This is a genomic window from Clostridium sp. K04 (assembly GCF_019734375.1).
Lineage (GTDB): Bacteria > Bacillota > Clostridia > Clostridiales > Clostridiaceae > Clostridium > Clostridium saudiense.
Window position 1 is genome coordinate 1 of the sequence record NZ_JAASHD010000018.1, and the last position, 16,636, is coordinate 16,636.

The window sequence follows — 16,636 nt, forward strand, 5'->3', positions numbered from 1 at the left end:
ATACTGTGTTAAATTTTACCTAGTATTATACATAGAAATATTGGTCACTCTGTACATTCTTATCTTAGCATTTATAACAATTTACATACATATTTATATGTTAAGTGGGTAAAGTATTATTGTAGACGGTACATTATTTATTTTAATGTACTATTTATATAGAAAAGGGTGTAAGCGGATGTAGTGCTTACACCCTGATTTATTTTTTATTTTAAAATAACTGTAACACTTTTTAATAAATCTTAATACTATGTATTATGCAGAAGCTTTTCGCTTACGGCAATTTAGAAAATCTTCTAACTCCCGTCTATATAAACTTAGGGAATCTTCATCCACTGAAGATCCCCTATTTCTATTTAAAAAAACATTTGAAAAATTACTAAGAATATTACTCCTGGAATTCCTAAAAAGCCAGCAATAAGTGCTGTTATTGGATTAATGGTAATATAGAAATTTAAATATTCGCCAATAAAATTAGCAACATATAATAAAACTATACCTATAATTCCATTTATTAATAACTTTATTGGCCATTTTAATAGCTTAATTATTAAGTATAATAAAGCTAATCCAACTAAAGCATATATAACCATCTCTATGTTCATCTACTAATTCCCCCTATATAATATAAAATAACTACTATAATATAGTATTATATTTTTTTATATTATATAACAATATTCTTTATATTTCCATTTCCTCTTTAGCTTCAGCTTCTTTTCTTATATTTGAATATTGCTCTTTTGCAACTGATAATATATAGTCTACTTTCTTTTTTGCTGCTTCTTCTCTATAAATAGCTGCCTCTATAAGTTTTGGATCGTTTACTGAATTAAACATAGCTTCTGCTACTTCAAGCTCAATTATAGCTTCATGCATTTCATTTAATATTTTATTATCAATGGTATCGTCATCCTTGTAGTGTACTAAAATAAAATTTAAAATATTTTTTATACTCATTCTGCCCCTCCTAAAAACATTTATTTTAGATACTATCCACTTTTTACTATATTATTCAATTTAAACCATTCTTATATTCTATTTTTATAATATTATAAGGAAACTCGACTCCTTTCAGTCGCTGAGTAAGTTCAATTAACAAAATATAAAATTTTGAATTATATTTGTTAACATTATATTTTCTGTACTTAATTTCAATACTTTGGTATAATATTTTAAATATGTCAATTAATATTGGAGGTGTTTTTTTTGAGTATAAGAATAATAGCTGATAGCACTTGTTATTTACCAAAAGAATACATAGATAAATATAATGTTTCTATAGTTTCACTTAATGTTTTATTAAATGGGAAAAGTTATAGAGAAACAGATTTAGAAAATGATTGGTTTTATAAAGAAATGTCTAAATCACCATCAATTCCTACCTCTTCTCAACCAAGTATTGATGATTTTTATAAAGCAATAGAATCTCAAGTTAAAGAGGGTCATGACATAGTAGGAATATTCTTATCTTCTGATATGAGCGGTACTTTTTCAACATCAAATTTAGTTAAAGAAATGATTTTAGAAAAATATCCTAATGCTAATATAGTAATGTTAGATTCTAGAAGCAATTGTATGCAAGCAGGATATGCCATATTAGAAGCTGCTAAAGCAGCTGCTGATAACAAGTCATTAGATGAAGTTGTTTCTATAGCTAAAAGTGTTATTGAAAATAGTAAATTTATATTTGTTCCTGATACATTAGATTATTTAAAAAAGGGTGGAAGAATAGGTGGTGCAGCTGCTTTATTTGGATCACTACTTCAAATAAAACCTATTTTAACAGTTACTGATGGTAAAACTACTGTACTTACTAAAGTTAGAACAAAGAAAAAAGCCATAGATAAAATAATAGATACAGTTATGGAACAGAATTTAAAATCACCAATAAAAGGCTTAATAGTCCATCATATAAATTGTGAATCAGAAGGCCAAGAATTAGCCAATAAACTACAAGATAAATTAGGAATTTCTAATATAAAAATTCAATCGATAGGTCCTATAATTGGATTACATGTTGGTCCAGGTAGCATTGGTGTAGCATACCACTACTAAGATAGTAATAGAATTGCTAAATGACAAGATTAGAGAGTGACAAGTGATAAGTTGCAAGTTGATAAATAAAGTCAGCTTAAGCTGACTTTATTTATATTAGAAACTCCTTAGGGAGTTTACCCCTTAATTTGTCACTTGAACTTGTTACTGATTAAATTTCTTTTCTTCCTTCAAGAGCTTTAGAAAGTGTTACTTCATCAGCATATTCTAAATCTCCACCAACCGGAAGTCCTGAAGCAATTCTAGTTACTTTAACTTCTAACGGTTTAAGTATTCTAGATATATACATTGCTGTTGCTTCTCCCTCTACATTAGGATTAGTAGCAATTATTACTTCTTTAATATCTGCACTCATTCTTGCAACAAGCTCTCTTATTTTTATATCTTGAGGTCCTCTTCCTTGCATAGGAGAAAGGTTTCCATGAAGCACATGATATACTCCATTAAATTCTTTAACCTTTTCCATAGTCATTATATCTTTTGGTTGTTCTACAACACAAATTACATTTTTATCTCTATTTGGATTTCCACATATCGCACAAGGGTCTTTATCTGTAAAGTTTCCACATACAGAACAATACTTAATAGTACCTCTTGCCTTTACTAAGGCTGAAGCAAATTCTTTAACTTCATCTTCTGGCAAATTTAAAATATGCAATGTAAGTCTTTGTGCTGTTTTTTGACCAATGCTTGGCAATTTTGCAAATTCCTCAATTAATTTCTCTATAGCAACCGGATAAAAATCCATAATTACACTCCTTTTCCATTAATAAAAGGCTGTCTTTCAACAGCCCATTATCAATTAAAACATTCCTGGTATATTTAATCCACCAGTTAATTTACCCATTTTATTTGAAGTTTCTTCGTCAGCCTTCTTTAATGCTTCGTTAACTGCACTTAGCACTAAATCTTCTAACATTTCAACATCATCTGGATCTACAACTTCTTCTTTTATATTTATAGCTAAAACTTCTTTTTTACCATTTACTTTTACTACAACAGCACCGCCACCAACTGAAGATTCAAACTCTTTAGTTTCAAGTTCCTTTTGTGCTTGTTCCATATCTCTTTGAAGCTTTTGTGCTTGCTTCATTAAGTTATTCATATTTCCTCCCCCAAAACCTCCAGGGAATCCACCTCTTGCCATAAAATATCCTCCTTAAAACAAATAAAATCTATTTTTTATTATATAGTATTTTTTTAATATTTACTAGAATAAAGTGATTCTATACTTTTTATTCATCTATAAAATCTATAAAATCATCGCCAATTTTTTCTCTTAAAATATCCTCTGTACTTTTACTACCTTTATTATCTTCTTCAACTACAAAATTTACTTTAATATTTTCTTGTAATATTTCAGAGAAAACTTCATTAATAATAGGTTTATTTTTACTTTCACTTAATCTATCTCTACTAAATTGATATTGCTTTTCAAATTGAACTGTAACTATTCCATTTGCACAAGCTATTGGCTTTCCAATCTGAATTAATGAACTAATAACCATGGCTCTTCTTGCCTTGAAAGCTTCTAATATATCTCTCCATGCTTTTTGAACATCATTTATTGTAATCCTAGAATCTGAATTTCCACTTAAAGTTTCTTCAATATGTTGAGTTTGAGTAGGCTTCTTACTTTCTACATTATTAATACTTTTCTTTACTGCATTAATATTATTATTTTGAGACTCTACTGTAGCAACCTTTATGCTACCATTCTTTAAATTTTCTTCTAGTTTATTTAATCTAGTTAACATAACTTCACTAGATGTATCATATTCTATTTTACACATTTTAATTATAGCTAACTCACAATATAACCTTGCTTGTTTACTTAACTTAGCATTATTTTCTGCCTCTTGAAGTATTCTTATACACCTCATTATCTCTTCAGCTCTTAATCTAGCACTTTGCTCTTTTATTAAAGCAATATTTTCTTCCGACATATCAAGTACTTCTTCAGGATTATTAGTTACCTTAGCCATAAGTAAATTTCTATAATGAGTAATTAAATCCTTTATAAATAAATATATATCCTTACCAGAATAAATAACATCTTCTATTATTCCTATACTTTTTTCTACACTTCTTTGTATTACTGCATTAGTTAAATTAAATAAATGTTCATTTGTAACCAATCCTAGCATACTAACTACTGTATTATAATCTACATTACCATTTCCCATTGAAATTGCTTGATCTAAGATACTTAATGAATCTCTCATTGCTCCATCAGAAACTCTTGCAATTAAATTTAAACTTCTTTCATCAGCAAGAACATTTTGATCATCTACTATTTTTCTAAGCCTTGCTGTTATTTCGTTGTTATTTATTCTTTTAAAATCAAATCTTTGACATCTTGAAAGAATAGTAATAGGAAGCTTTTGAGGATCTGTTGTTGCTAAAATAAATATAACATTATTAGGTGGTTCTTCTAATGTCTTTAAAAAAGCATTAACAGCACCAGCGGATAACATATGTACCTCGTCCATTATATAAACCTTATATTTTGCTTCTTGTGGTGGATATTTAACATCATCAATAATATCTCTAATTTTATCAACACCATTATTTGAAGCAGCATCTAATTCTGTAACATCTATTGCTAAACCTTCATTTATTTTTCTGCACATTTCACATTCATTGCAAGGCTCTCCATCTTGTAAATTAAGACAATTAAGAGCTTTTGCAAAAACTTTTGCTGTAGAAGTCTTACCTGTTCCTCTTGTTCCACAAAACAAATATGCATGAGCAATTCTATGATTTAATATCTGATTCTTCAATGTTGTTGTAATATGTTCCTGACCTACGACATCATTAAAAGTTTTGGGTCTCCATTCCCTATATAAAGCTGTATATGCCAATACAATCACCTCTTTCTTTGCTGTATTTATCTATTAAGTTATATTATAAATTTCAATTTAGTTAATCTAGGTTAATTGATACTCCAAGCCTCAGATTTGATTAGCAAAAGTTACTTAACCTGTGCTTAATCATCAAATAAAGTTGAGTTTCCTTTAATTATTATAACCAAATTCTATTAATAGTTAAAGATTTTTCCCTGTTTCTAAAGTTTTACTTTTAATTTGCAAGTTCAACGTGTATTTCCACGAAAGACACTCCTTTGTAACTTTTGCATAATTATTATTTTTTTATGCATATTATTTTCTTTATCTGCATTTTATTTCTTTTTATTGTTATTTTTTTAACACTCACTTGTATTTTATTTACATTTTATTGTTATTTTTTTAACTTTTAGACAAATAGATACTTTCATCGACTTATTATTTTTTTCCCTCTGTTTTATATCTATTCATTATAGTAAAATAGTAATTATATATTTAAGGAGGTATTTATATGAGTTTATATGACAAAAAATACTTAAATATAGTTGAAGATATTTTAAATAATGGCTATTACGATAATAATAGAACTGGTATGCCAACTTATAAGCTTCCACATCAAGTGATGCAATTTAATTTGGAAAAGGAATTTCCTATTCTAACAACTAAATTTGTTGCATTTAAGACAGCTGTAAAAGAAATGCTATGGATTTATAGAGATCAATCTAATGATGTAACTAAGTTACAAGAACAAAATGTACACATTTGGGATGAATGGGTTGATGAAAATAATACTATTGGTCGTGGCTATGGTTATCAAATAGCTAAATTCCATCAAATTGATAAGCTTATTGAAACATTAAAGACTAATCCTCAGGATAGAAGAATGCTTATGACTATGTGGAATATAGAAGACCTACCCCATATGACTCTACAACCATGTTGTTTCATGACTATGTGGGACGTAACAGATGGCAAACTAAATTGTATGCTTATCCAACGTTCAGGAGACATACCATTAGGTGTACCATTTAATACATCACAATATGCTGTATTAGTTCATTTAATTGCACAAGTAACTGGACTTAAACCTGGTTTATTTACTCATGTAATTAATAATGCACACATATACGAAAATCAAGTAGAAGGAATGAAACTTCAATTAACTAGAGCTAATGACGAGTATGAAGCTCCAAAGCTTTGGATTAATCCAGAAATAACTAACTTCTATGATTTCACAGCAGATGATATAAAACTTATAGATTATAAATATCATCCTGCAATAAAAATGGAGGTATCTGTTTAATGCTATCTATAATAGTTGCTGTAGCTGAAAACAATGTTATAGGTGGAGATAACAAGCTTTTATGGCATATACCAGAAGACTTAAAAAGATTTAAAGCAATTACATCTGGAAACACAATAATAATGGGTAGAAAAACTTTTGAATCATTGCCTGGCGTTTTGCCTAATAGAAAACATTTAGTTATCACAAGGGATGAAAATTATTCTGTGGATAATGCAAATGTAGAAGTTATCCACAGCTTTTCACGAGTTATTAACATGTATAAAAATTCACCTGAACATGCATTTATTATAGGTGGAGGAGAGATATACAAACAAGTTATCCACAGTGTGGATAAAATATTTTTAACAAAAGTGTATAAGTCATTCCATGGAGATACTACTTTTCCACAAATAGATTTTAATGAATTTAATATTGAATTTAAATCAGAAATTTATACCTGTGAAAAAAGTGGATTAAAATATCAGTTTATTGATTTAATAAGAAAATAAAATACTTCAACTAAAATAAAAAAAGTCGGTAAAACCGACTTTTTTATTTTAAACATTAATTTTATCCAATACTTCCTCTTACTTTACCCATTCTTATAATCCATTCATTAAGAATCTTTAACTCTTCAGTTTTGCTTTGGATTATATCATCTTCTAGTCCAATTAAATGCATTATTATTGGTCTAGTTGTCTTTAATAGAGTATGATAGAATTCATTATCGTTCATGAAATCATAATCTAATCCTAGATTTAATATCTCATTTACATACTTCATATCTTCTTTATATTCTTGTCTTGCAGATTCATCTATTATCTTTTTACTAACACCAGCATTAGCAAATCTTGCTGCAAATCCTAAGTCTTCTCTTAACATAGGATAGAATTCAATTAATTTATCTATACCTTCTTGTCCAAACTTATCTTTAATTTCCTTAAGTCCTCTACCCATTCCTAAAAGCTCTGGCGGCATACCTAATGTATACATAGCTCCTGTAAATGAAATAGCTCTAGGTACCGCATATTCAGTAGAATTATCAATACTTAATATTTCTTTCTTCAACTCTTCATTACTTACTAAGTTAGCTATATTATCAAGGTTAGCAACTTCTCTGTTATATTCTAAACCTGTTTTAGCCTTAGTTAATCTATCTCTATTCTTTGGAATAAAGTCAGATACAAATGAAACAGTATTTATTACCTTTAAGAATGTTGTTAAATAGTGTTTTGATAATATTCCTATGAATTCCTTCATAAGAGCTATATCTTCTTCAGAGAATCTTCTTGGTTTATACATATCCATCTTTTCTCTTAACTCTCTTGCAGCCTTTTTAGTTTCATCAGCACCATGATCATATCTTAACGCAGATTGGAAAGTAAAAGTTCTTACTCCTGCATAAGTTTCTAATATCTTATCAACATTTTCACCAGTAAAATGTCCTCTAAATGGTAATGATCCACATCCTAATATAGGTGCAACCTCTACCCCATGTTCTTCTCCCCATTTATATGCCTTATCGATTGCCATTACAACAGAAAGTACTCCTGATATTAATCCATAAGACATTGCTGTATCTGAACGTGCTATCATAAATCTTAAATAGTCTATATTAAATCCTTTTTCCTTTGAAATTTCATAAAAATCATTTAATATTTTATCAACATTAACTAATGCAGGAACATCTTCAACTAATGGGATTATTCTTACACTATTTTCTTCAAATTTTACTGGATAATTTTTATTTCCTAATTCAATAACAGAATTTACTCTTTCTTGGAATTCAGCTATTTCTTGCCCTGTCTCTACCATTGGTACAACCACTTCTCTTATAGCTTGTACCCCTGTAAGCTGATAAGCCTGTGCATTAGTTTCAACTATAGACATTATACTCATTAACTGTCTAAATACTGATTCCTTATTTGCATTTGGTATTCTAGGTGTTATCCTAACATTTTCACCCGGCACTATACCCTTGCCAATTAAACCTAATGCAATTTGTGATGTTTGATGATAAGGTGTTAATTTACCTTCAAAATCTATCATTACTTCATCAATTCCAAGACCACCTTGCTCTTGAGGTGTTAATCCTTGTATTGCCTCTTCTGGTTCATGTTGGATTGATATGTATTGTTCTACATTATCAGGATGTTGTGTCATCATCGAAGTCGGAAATTTTCTCATTTAAATAGCCCCCTTAAATCTTTTTGAATTTCATATTTTTATTATATTTCATTTTTATATGGTTTTACAAGAGTTTTATTTAAAAAATGCAATTTTTAATACTTTTAACTTGCATTTAATATTTTTATATTATCATTTAGTTAACTTAAATAGTTATGTTTTTTAATATTTTCCTTTTTAAATTTAAAAAAGGACAGAAAAATAGGGATATCTAACAAGAGATTTCCCTATTTTTCTGTCCTATTGTTTTTTTGTCCTATATTGTTAATCCTATTGAAGAGTAACCTTAATTTAATAAATAAATTTGAACGAAAAATGAAATATCATTTTTCATAATTAATTTTCATTTTAATTAAAATTGTTTATAAACATTAAAAAAGCCTTTCTTTCTAGCAAGAAAGGATAATTTAAAACCGTACACCTCACTTTGACAGTAACCTCTAAGCGTTACCTATGTAGTTAACTCAGGTAAGATTGATCCACGTCACACGCAGGGGCTGCTTATCGCTGCTTTCTTCCGAACCTGACGAGGTTCACAGTCTTACGTCGCGTGGGACCCGACCCTCAACATCACTTGCATAGGGCAGTCCAGAAAGATTAAAAGCCTCGGTGAGGAATTCAATCCTGCTATAGCGGATTGCAGGTTATAGGGCACCGCTAACTCCCCATCTAGTACGGCTATGGCGGAGAAAGTGGGATTTGAACCCACGATAGAGTTTCCCCTATACACGCGTTCCAGGCGTGCTCCTTCAACCACTCGGACATCTCTCCATATCACATATCTAGAAATTAATTAAAACATTTTTTATTTTACTTAATCTTGATACTTTCTCATTCTAACATAAATATTATTGTAGTTCAATAGAAAGATTTACTTTCATAATTCATCGTAAATCTATAAATGCGACTCGCAGTTTATCACTATATTAGTTTACCACTTCGAGTCGCATTTATTTATTTTTATGATATTTAATTTTTGCTTTTATTTTTATTATTTTTTATTGCTATAAATATAATTAAAACTCCAAAAATAATACCTATTAAGCTTATTATTTGAGCAGTTCTTAATCCAAAGAACATTAAGCTATCAGTTCTTAATCCTTCTATAAAAAATCTTCCTAACGAATAAAGTACCATATAACTTCCTATTACGATACCATGTTGCTGTTTCTTTTTATATAAAATAAATATTAATAATACAAATACAACTAAATCCCAAATAGATTCATATAAAAATGTTGGGTGATAATATGTTCCATTTATCAACATTCCTCTTTGAATAAATTCAGGGAATTTACTTATAAACGCTTCTGTAACTGGGCCTCCATGAGCTTCTTGATTCATAAAATTTCCCCATCTCCCAATTGCCTGAGCTAATATTACTCCTGGCATTATCACATCAATATATTCAAAAAAATTAATCTTCTTAATCCTTGTAAATATATATGCAACAACCAATCCACCAATTAACCCTCCATGAATAGCCATACCACCATTTCTTATATTTATTACATCTAAAAATGAATGATAATTTTTATATTCAAAGGCCACATAATAAAGCCTAGCTCCAACTATCGCAAATGGAAAACTCCATAAAAAACCATCAGTAATAATATCAAAATCTAGTCCTTTTTTCTTTGCAAGAATATACGATACAAAAAATGCAACTAATACGCCTCCTGCAATAATGATTCCATACCACCTTATAGGCTGACCAAATAGTTCAAATGCTACCGGATTCATTGCTACTGGATTCATCTCTTATCCTCCCCTTTTTCTATTAATTTTCTTTGTCTTCTTTCATAAAAAAACTTACTTATTAAATCGCTACATTCTTTATTATAACACCAATTTACCTTTACATAAGTATTAAAAATATCATAATCTAAAATATTTAAAATTGTCCCACAAGCCCCCATATCTTTATTAAATGTTCCAATATATAATTTTGAAATTCTTGCTTGCCCAATTGCAGATGCACACATTGAACAAGGTTCTAATGTTACATACATCTCTGCCCCATTTAATCTCCAATCACCTAATACCTTGCAAGCCTCTTCAATAGCTAATACTTCAGCATGTGCCAATACTGACTTATTTGTTTCCTTTAAATTATGAGCTTTAGCTATTACTTTATTATCCTTTACTATTACAGCCCCTACAGGAACCTCCCCCTTTAAATAAGCCTTATTAGCTTCTTCTAGAGCAATATCCATATAATTCATTATGTCATTTCCACCTTTTATTGGCTAAAATTTAAGAGCTAAGTGCCATTGATAAAATTCATTTTACCATTTAAAACTCTTAACTCTTACCTTATTACTTCAATTAGTAACTATGTGTAAATTCTTACTTTTTTAATTCTATTCTTATCAACTTCTTCAACAACAAATCTTATTTTGTTTAAAGTTACTTCTTCTTTATTATCTGGGAATCTACCTAATTCTCCTATAATTAATCCACCAACAGAATCAAATTCTTCTGACTCCATATTTACTCCAATTAATTCACTTATATCATCAAGTTTGGCACTTCCATCTACTATATATTCATCCTCTTTTACAACTTCTATTTCCTTATCATAGTCGTCATATTCATCTTCTATATCGCCAAATACCTCTTCAATTAAATCTTCTATAGTTACTATACCAACGGTACCACCATATTCATCTAAAACAACACTTAAATGATTTCTGGTTTTCTTCATTTCATTAAATAATTCCTTAATTTTTTTAAATTCAAATGTATAATAAGGTTCCCTCATATAATCAGAAACTTTAAATCCTTCTTTGTTTTGACCTGCTATAATTAAATCCTTAACATACAAAACTCCAACTATATCATCAATCGTTTGATTATATACAGGTATTCTAGAAAACTGCTCTGTTTTTATAACTTCTAAAACTTCTTCGTAAGTAGCTTCGGTATCTACTGCTACAATATCTACTCTTTGAACCATAACATCTTTAGCTTGAGAATCTGCAAAATCAAAAACATTGAAAATCATTTCTTTTTCAACATCTTCAAGCACACCTTCTTCTTCACTAACACCTACCATAGTTCTTAATTCTTCTTCTGTTATAAATGGTTCCGTAGCCTTCGGATCTCCACCTAATAATCTTATAAATAAACTTGATATAAACGAAAATATTCCTATAAAAGGTTTTAATATTTTAACTATTATATTTATTGGTTTACTTACTTTTAACGATACTTCTTCAGATTTTTGTTTTGCTATTGACTTTGGAGTTATTTCTCCAAATATAAGTACTAATACTGTCATTACAGCAGTTGCTACTCCAACCCCACTTGGACCTACTAAAGAAACAAATAATGTTGTAGCTAATGATGATGCTAAAATATTGACTATATTGTTGCCTATTAATATGGCTCCTAATAACTTATTTGGGTCTTCTGTTAACTTTTCAACCAACTTAGCTCCCTTTACTCCCTCTTCCACCATATGTCTAATTCTTATTTTACTTAGTGCCATAAGGGCGGTTTCTGACATTGAAAAAAATCCAGACAATACAAGTAAAATTATAAGTACTATTATCTGCCACACTTGACTGGGTTCCAAAAAAATCACTCTCCTAGTAATTTAATAAAATATTTTTGATATTTATTATATCATACGTTAATACTATATGATATAATTTACCAATAAATAAACACAAATTTTACATTTTATTTCAATAGAAATTTTAATATTTTTAATATTAATTTAATAATAATGTGCTATTATTTTTTTATTTTTAGTATTATAATTTTATACTTAACATATTTATTTTGAGGTGATATTGTGTATATTATTAATTTTATCAGAGGTTTTTTTATGGCCTTAGCTGATAGTGTACCTGGTGTTTCGGGTGGTACTATTGCTTTTATATTAGGGTTTTATGATGATTTTATAGGCTCTCTAAACTCATTAATATCAAAAGATAGCAAAGAAGATAAGAAAAAGGCTTTATTCTTTTTAATTAAGTTAGGAATCGGTTGGGTAACTGGTATGGTTTTATCTGTACTAATACTATCTTCTATATTTGATTCACACATCTATAGTATAAGTTCACTATTTACTGGATTTATAATAGTTGCAATTCCATTAATAATTAAACAGGAAAAGGATTCTTTAGTAGGTAAATATAAAAATATTATTTTTACCTTAATCGGTGCTCTAATTGTTGGACTAATTACGTATTTTAACCCTGCAGGTACTAATGGTGGCATGAATCTTTCATTAGGAAGTTTAAACTTTGGACTTGGTATATTTGTATTTGTTGCTGGATTAATTGCTATTTCTGCTATGGTTCTACCTGGTATATCAGGTTCAACTTTATTATTAATATTTGGACTTTACACAGGAATTATAAGTGCAATAAAAGAAGTTTTATCACTTAACTTTTCTTATTTACCAGTATTAATAATCTTTGGATTAGGTGTAATTACAGGTATTTTAAGTACAATTAAAATAATTAAATTCTTATTAAGTAAATATAGATCTGCTATGATTTATTTAATATTAGGATTAATGGTTGGATCTTTATATGCCGTATTTATGGGACCTACTACTTTAGAAGTCCCTCAACCAGCAATGAATCTTTCAAACTTCAGCTGGATATTCTTTATTATAGGCGGATCTTTAATAATAGTACTGGAAAAATCAAAAGATTTTTTAGAAAAGAAATCAAAATAATATAAATAAAAATCGCTAAGAAACTTAAATTTCTTAGCGATTTTTATTATGGTACTCCCAACAGGAATCGAACCTGTATCTATCCCTTAGGAGGGGACTATTCTATCCATTAAACTATGAGAGCAAGATCCATAAGTATATTTTATTACACTCATTTGCTTATGTCAATTTTTTCTACTTACTATTCTTTATATTTATAATCCTTTATTTCACCCCAATCTTCTATAACATTATACTTTTCATTTTTTGATTTAAAATACACTATTATATGCGCCTTATACAGCATTTTATTATTTTCAAATAGCATTTTATCTCCATATACAATAGCATTAAGAGCAAGTGGTAAATCCTCTCTAAATATCTTATTCCTTATTATTATTTTTGGAAGTGAACTTCCATTATCTACTTCTAATTTTACCTTTAAATAATATTTATCACTCTTTTCCCAAAAAGCTAACACTTCATCCCTTATATTATAATCAATACTCTTATAATCATAAGTTTTACCTATAGTTAAAAATAAATTTCCGGTTCTATCACTATGTGTTAATGTATACTTTCTCGGAATCTCTAATTTATTCCTATCTACTTCATCCCTATATATAACCTTTAATTTTTTAGGATTAAATTTAAACATTTATCTTTTACTCCAAAATAAATTAATTTTAAGATTAGTATATGAATATATTACTACTTAGTTAAATATTTTTACTTCAAAAATATTACTTTTTATATATACTTTATAGTATACTTTACTTAACATTTAAATTTGAGGAGTGGCAAAATTATGATTAGAACTATAATTTGGTACATATGGTTTTTTCTAAGCTTAATAATAAGCGTACCATTTACATTTAGAGTTAAATATTTAATTAAAAAAAATAGAATAGACGAAAGTGAAGCATTAATATATAAATGTACTACTACATGGGCTAATTCATTGTTGAAAATAGCTGGTGTAAAAGTTAATGTTCATGGTGTTGAAAATATCCCTAAAGACAAGACAGTATTGTTTGTAGGTAACCATCAAGGTAACTTTGATATTCCTATATATATCACTCAAATTCCTGAAGTCATTGGATTTATTTCAAAAATTGAAGTTGAAAAAATCCCTCTAGTTAGAACTTGGATGAATTTTATGCATTGTATATTCATGGATAGAAGTAATCTTAGAAAATCAGGTGAGGCTATAATTAGAGGCGTTAAGTCTTTAAAAGCAGGTCATTCATTAGTTATATTCCCTGAAGGAACAAGAAGTAAAGGCGGTCCAATGAAGGACTTTAAAGCAGGTAGCTTTAAATTAGCAACAAAATCAAAGAGTCCTATAATTCCAGTTACTATGGATGGTTCTTATAAGATTATGGAACATGGTGATGGTCCTTGGTTTAAACCAGCTACTGTAAACTTATATATTCATCCCGCTATAGAAACAGCTTCTTTAACTAAAGAAGAACAAGATGAATTACCTAAGAAAGTACAAAATATAATTGCATCTAAATTATCTAAATAAAAACAGGTCGTACAAGTTTAGAGTTGTACGACCTGTTATATTAAGATGAGGTCAATCTCATCTTTTTTATTGTAAAAAAATAGAGTACATAGGTAGATAAACTTCCCACATACTCCATGACACAATAACACAATATTTAAAATTTAAGTAATGACTATTTCCATTGCATATTTTGAACTATTTTCGGCCAATTGTCAATTATATTTTTGTGGAATTTTTATTTTTGCCAATGAAAACATTACCATTTTTTGATTAAATGAAAAATAAACAACTATTTCATATTTTACAATAAATACTTAGTGCATTAATTATATTTTTGCTATATACTTAATAAAGTCGATTGATGAGAGATAATTATTTAAATAATTTGAAATAAATAAAAAAATACATGAAAAAAGAGGATACTATATGACGAATTTAACATTTAATGATTTAGGCTTAAAGGAGACTTTAGTAAAAGCTATTGATGATTTAGGTTTTACTACACCATCTCAAATTCAGGCCGAAGCAATTCCAGTTGCCCTTTCGGGAACTGATATTATAGGGCAAGCTCAAACTGGTACAGGAAAAACAGCAGCATTTGGCTTACCTATATTAAACAACTTAACAGTAAAAAATGCTATTGGTTCAATAATACTAGCTCCAACAAGAGAATTAGCAATACAAGTACACGATGAATTAGTAAAATTAACTAAGTACGAAAAATTAAACATCGTTGCTGTATACGGTGGTGCACCAATTCATCTTCAAGCTAGAGATTTAAAGAGAGCTAACATTGTAGTTGGTACACCTGGTAGAGTTTTAGACCATATAAGAAGAGGAAATTTACCGCTATCTTCAGTAGAGTTCTTAGTTTTAGATGAAGCAGACGAAATGCTAAACATGGGATTCATTGATGATATGGAAGAAATAATGAAGAGCATTCCAGAAGAAAGACAAACTCTTTTATTCTCTGCAACAATGCCTCCTCAAATAAAGAAATTAACTAAAAAATACTTAAAAGATGATGCTCAACATATCGCTATAGCAAGAAAGGAAATGACAGGATCTACAATTACACAAAACTTCTTTGAAGTTAACGGATCTCAAAGATTAGAAGCACTTTGTAGATTAATAGATCTTGATAATCCATCTGCTGGTATCATCTTCTGCAGAACTAAAAAAGGTGTTGATGATTTAGTTGCTGCAATGCAAGCAAGAGGATACATGGTTGAAGGTATGCACGGAGACATGTCTCAAGTTCAAAGAATGAAAACTTTAGCTAAGTTCAAAAATGGTTCTTTAAAATTCTTAGTTGCTACTGACGTTGCTGCAAGAGGAATTGACGTTGATGGAGTTACTCACGTATTTAACTATGAGTTACCTCAAGATATTGAATCATATGTTCATAGAATTGGTAGAACTGGTAGAGCTGGTCGTGAAGGAACTGCTTACAGTATAATTACTCCTAAAGAATTTGGATTCCTTAAACAAATTAAAAATGTTACTAAAGGTAATATTGAAAAAAGACAAGTACCTACAGTTCAAGAAATATACGATGCTAAGTTCAAAGCAATGACAGAAGAAGTTTCTTCAATAATTGAAGCTGAAGACTATTCTAAGTTTGTTAATGTTGCTACTCAATTAACTGAAACTCATGATTCTGTAAAAGTTATAGCTTCATTACTTCAAAGCCAATTTAAAAATCAACTATCTTTTGATTACTCAACTGATAAACTTGAAGCGCCAGCTAAAGTTAAGGGAAATGACGTTAGATTATTCTTCTCAGCTGGTAGAAGAGATGGCTTAACTATTAAAAACTTAATCAATTACATTAAGGATAATGCAAAAGTAGGAGCTTCTCAAATAAGAGACATAGACATAATGGAAAACTTCGCATTTGTTAATGTTGATGATGCTATTCACATGCAAGTACTTGAAAAGTGTACTGGTGGAAAAATCAATAAGAGAAGAGTTAACGTTGAAGTTTCAACTAACAACAAAAAGAGAAGCAGAAACAAAAGATCTTCTAAATAATTTATATTAATATAATTACAATGCCCTATAGATGTTTC

The 16,636-nt window shown here is 28.9% G+C and carries 16 protein-coding genes, 2 tRNA genes and 1 other RNA gene; 6 read left to right on the plus strand and 13 right to left on the minus strand.

Annotated features, from left to right (window positions below):
* Positions 1-356 precede the first annotated feature (356 nt).
* Positions 357-605 (minus strand): pro-sigmaK processing inhibitor BofA family protein, encoded by a 249-nt coding sequence (locus HCG70_RS08885; RefSeq protein ID WP_042397423.1) that lies wholly within the window; start codon positions 603-605, stop codon positions 357-359.
* A gap of 79 nt (positions 606-684) precedes the next feature.
* Positions 685-960: a DUF2508 family protein gene (locus HCG70_RS08890; protein ID WP_042397421.1), complete on the minus strand. Its 276-nt coding sequence runs from the start codon at positions 958-960 to the stop codon at positions 685-687.
* 249 nt (positions 961-1,209) lie between these two features.
* Here HCG70_RS08890 and HCG70_RS08895 point away from each other — a divergent pair, with 249 nt between their 5' ends.
* Positions 1,210-2,058, plus strand: a complete 849-nt coding sequence (locus tag HCG70_RS08895; RefSeq protein ID WP_042397418.1) for a DegV family protein — start codon at positions 1,210-1,212, stop codon at positions 2,056-2,058.
* A gap of 151 nt (positions 2,059-2,209) precedes the next feature.
* Here HCG70_RS08895 and recR read toward each other — a convergent pair whose 3' ends face one another.
* The 3 genes from recR to dnaX form a co-directional block, all read right to left on the minus strand.
* Positions 2,210-2,806, minus strand: a complete 597-nt coding sequence (gene recR / locus HCG70_RS08900; RefSeq protein ID WP_042397416.1) for a recombination mediator RecR — start codon at positions 2,804-2,806, stop codon at positions 2,210-2,212.
* Between the two features lie 54 nt (positions 2,807-2,860).
* Positions 2,861-3,205 (minus strand): YbaB/EbfC family nucleoid-associated protein, encoded by a 345-nt coding sequence (locus HCG70_RS08905; protein ID WP_042397414.1) that lies wholly within the window; start codon positions 3,203-3,205, stop codon positions 2,861-2,863.
* A gap of 88 nt (positions 3,206-3,293) precedes the next feature.
* The gene (gene dnaX / locus HCG70_RS08910) at positions 3,294-4,922 is read right to left on the minus strand and encodes a DNA polymerase III subunit gamma/tau (RefSeq protein WP_042397411.1); all 1,629 of its coding nucleotides are present in this window, start codon (positions 4,920-4,922) and stop codon (positions 3,294-3,296) included.
* Positions 4,923-5,415: 493 nt separating this feature from the next.
* On the opposite strand from dnaX, the gene HCG70_RS08915 reads away from it, so the two are divergent.
* Together HCG70_RS08915 and HCG70_RS08920 are read left to right on the plus strand one after the other, a co-directional pair.
* On the plus strand, positions 5,416-6,207 hold the full coding sequence (locus HCG70_RS08915; RefSeq protein ID WP_042397409.1) for a thymidylate synthase: 792 nt from the start codon (positions 5,416-5,418) through the stop codon (positions 6,205-6,207).
* On the plus strand, positions 6,207-6,698 hold the full coding sequence (locus HCG70_RS08920) for a dihydrofolate reductase (RefSeq protein WP_195951637.1): 492 nt from the start codon (positions 6,207-6,209) through the stop codon (positions 6,696-6,698). The genes HCG70_RS08915 and HCG70_RS08920 overlap by 1 nt, the downstream gene beginning before the upstream one ends.
* A gap of 61 nt (positions 6,699-6,759) precedes the next feature.
* On the opposite strand, the gene ppcA is transcribed toward HCG70_RS08920, so the two are convergent.
* From ppcA to HCG70_RS08950, 6 genes are all read right to left on the minus strand, one after another.
* Positions 6,760-8,376, minus strand: coding sequence for a phosphoenolpyruvate carboxylase (ppcA, locus tag HCG70_RS08925; RefSeq protein ID WP_042397402.1), 1,617 nt, complete (start codon positions 8,374-8,376; stop codon positions 6,760-6,762).
* Positions 8,377-8,789: 413 nt separating this feature from the next.
* Positions 8,790-9,054, minus strand: an RNA gene (ffs, locus tag HCG70_RS08930) — signal recognition particle sRNA large type.
* A 3-nt stretch (positions 9,055-9,057) separates the two neighbouring features.
* Positions 9,058-9,147, minus strand: a tRNA-Ser gene (locus HCG70_RS08935).
* 198 nt (positions 9,148-9,345) lie between these two features.
* A complete protein-coding gene (lgt, locus tag HCG70_RS08940) occupies positions 9,346-10,119 on the minus strand; it encodes a prolipoprotein diacylglyceryl transferase (RefSeq protein ID WP_042397474.1) in 774 nt (257 codons plus the stop codon).
* Positions 10,120-10,130: 11 nt separating this feature from the next.
* Positions 10,131-10,601, minus strand: coding sequence for a nucleoside deaminase (locus HCG70_RS08945; protein WP_042397399.1), 471 nt, complete (start codon positions 10,599-10,601; stop codon positions 10,131-10,133).
* A 110-nt stretch (positions 10,602-10,711) separates the two neighbouring features.
* Positions 10,712-11,956, minus strand: a complete 1,245-nt coding sequence (locus tag HCG70_RS08950) for an HlyC/CorC family transporter (protein ID WP_042397396.1) — start codon at positions 11,954-11,956, stop codon at positions 10,712-10,714.
* 222 nt (positions 11,957-12,178) lie between these two features.
* Here HCG70_RS08950 and HCG70_RS08955 point away from each other — a divergent pair, with 222 nt between their 5' ends.
* Positions 12,179-13,072, plus strand: coding sequence for a DUF368 domain-containing protein (locus HCG70_RS08955; protein ID WP_042397393.1), 894 nt, complete (start codon positions 12,179-12,181; stop codon positions 13,070-13,072).
* A 49-nt stretch (positions 13,073-13,121) separates the two neighbouring features.
* On the opposite strand, the gene HCG70_RS08960 is transcribed toward HCG70_RS08955, so the two are convergent.
* Together HCG70_RS08960 and HCG70_RS08965 are read right to left on the minus strand one after the other, a co-directional pair.
* A tRNA-Arg gene (locus tag HCG70_RS08960) sits at positions 13,122-13,196 on the minus strand.
* A gap of 57 nt (positions 13,197-13,253) precedes the next feature.
* A complete protein-coding gene (locus HCG70_RS08965; protein WP_042397390.1) occupies positions 13,254-13,709 on the minus strand; it encodes a staygreen family protein in 456 nt (151 codons plus the stop codon).
* Positions 13,710-13,859: 150 nt separating this feature from the next.
* On the opposite strand from HCG70_RS08965, the gene HCG70_RS08970 reads away from it, so the two are divergent.
* Both HCG70_RS08970 and HCG70_RS08975 read left to right on the plus strand, forming a co-directional pair.
* Positions 13,860-14,582, plus strand: coding sequence for a 1-acyl-sn-glycerol-3-phosphate acyltransferase (locus HCG70_RS08970; RefSeq protein ID WP_042397387.1), 723 nt, complete (start codon positions 13,860-13,862; stop codon positions 14,580-14,582).
* A gap of 408 nt (positions 14,583-14,990) precedes the next feature.
* Positions 14,991-16,598 carry a DEAD/DEAH box helicase gene (locus tag HCG70_RS08975; protein WP_042397384.1) on the plus strand — a complete coding sequence of 536 codons (1,608 nt, stop codon included), beginning with the start codon at positions 14,991-14,993 and terminating at the stop codon, positions 16,596-16,598.
* Positions 16,599-16,636: the final 38 nt, after the last annotated feature.

Coding starts and splice junctions, on each gene's coding strand:
- HCG70_RS08885 (WP_042397423.1), bottom strand. CDS start 605: ATGAACATAGAGATGGTTATATATGCTTTAGTTGGATTAGCTTTATTA.
- ppcA (WP_042397402.1), bottom strand. CDS start 8,376: ATGAGAAAATTTCCGACTTCGATGATGACACAACATCCTGATAATGTA.
- HCG70_RS08905 (WP_042397414.1), bottom strand. CDS start 3,205: ATGGCAAGAGGTGGATTCCCTGGAGGTTTTGGGGGAGGAAATATGAAT.
- HCG70_RS08975 (WP_042397384.1), top strand. CDS start 14,991: ATGACGAATTTAACATTTAATGATTTAGGCTTAAAGGAGACTTTAGTA.
- HCG70_RS08970 (WP_042397387.1), top strand. CDS start 13,860: ATGATTAGAACTATAATTTGGTACATATGGTTTTTTCTAAGCTTAATA.
- HCG70_RS08915 (WP_042397409.1), top strand. CDS start 5,416: ATGAGTTTATATGACAAAAAATACTTAAATATAGTTGAAGATATTTTA.
- HCG70_RS08920 (WP_195951637.1), top strand. CDS start 6,207: ATGCTATCTATAATAGTTGCTGTAGCTGAAAACAATGTTATAGGTGGA.
- HCG70_RS08890 (WP_042397421.1), bottom strand. CDS start 960: ATGAGTATAAAAAATATTTTAAATTTTATTTTAGTACACTACAAGGAT.
- HCG70_RS08965 (WP_042397390.1), bottom strand. CDS start 13,709: ATGTTTAAATTTAATCCTAAAAAATTAAAGGTTATATATAGGGATGAA.
- lgt (WP_042397474.1), bottom strand. CDS start 10,119: ATGAATCCGGTAGCATTTGAACTATTTGGTCAGCCTATAAGGTGGTAT.
- recR (WP_042397416.1), bottom strand. CDS start 2,806: ATGGATTTTTATCCGGTTGCTATAGAGAAATTAATTGAGGAATTTGCA.
- HCG70_RS08945 (WP_042397399.1), bottom strand. CDS start 10,601: ATGAATTATATGGATATTGCTCTAGAAGAAGCTAATAAGGCTTATTTA.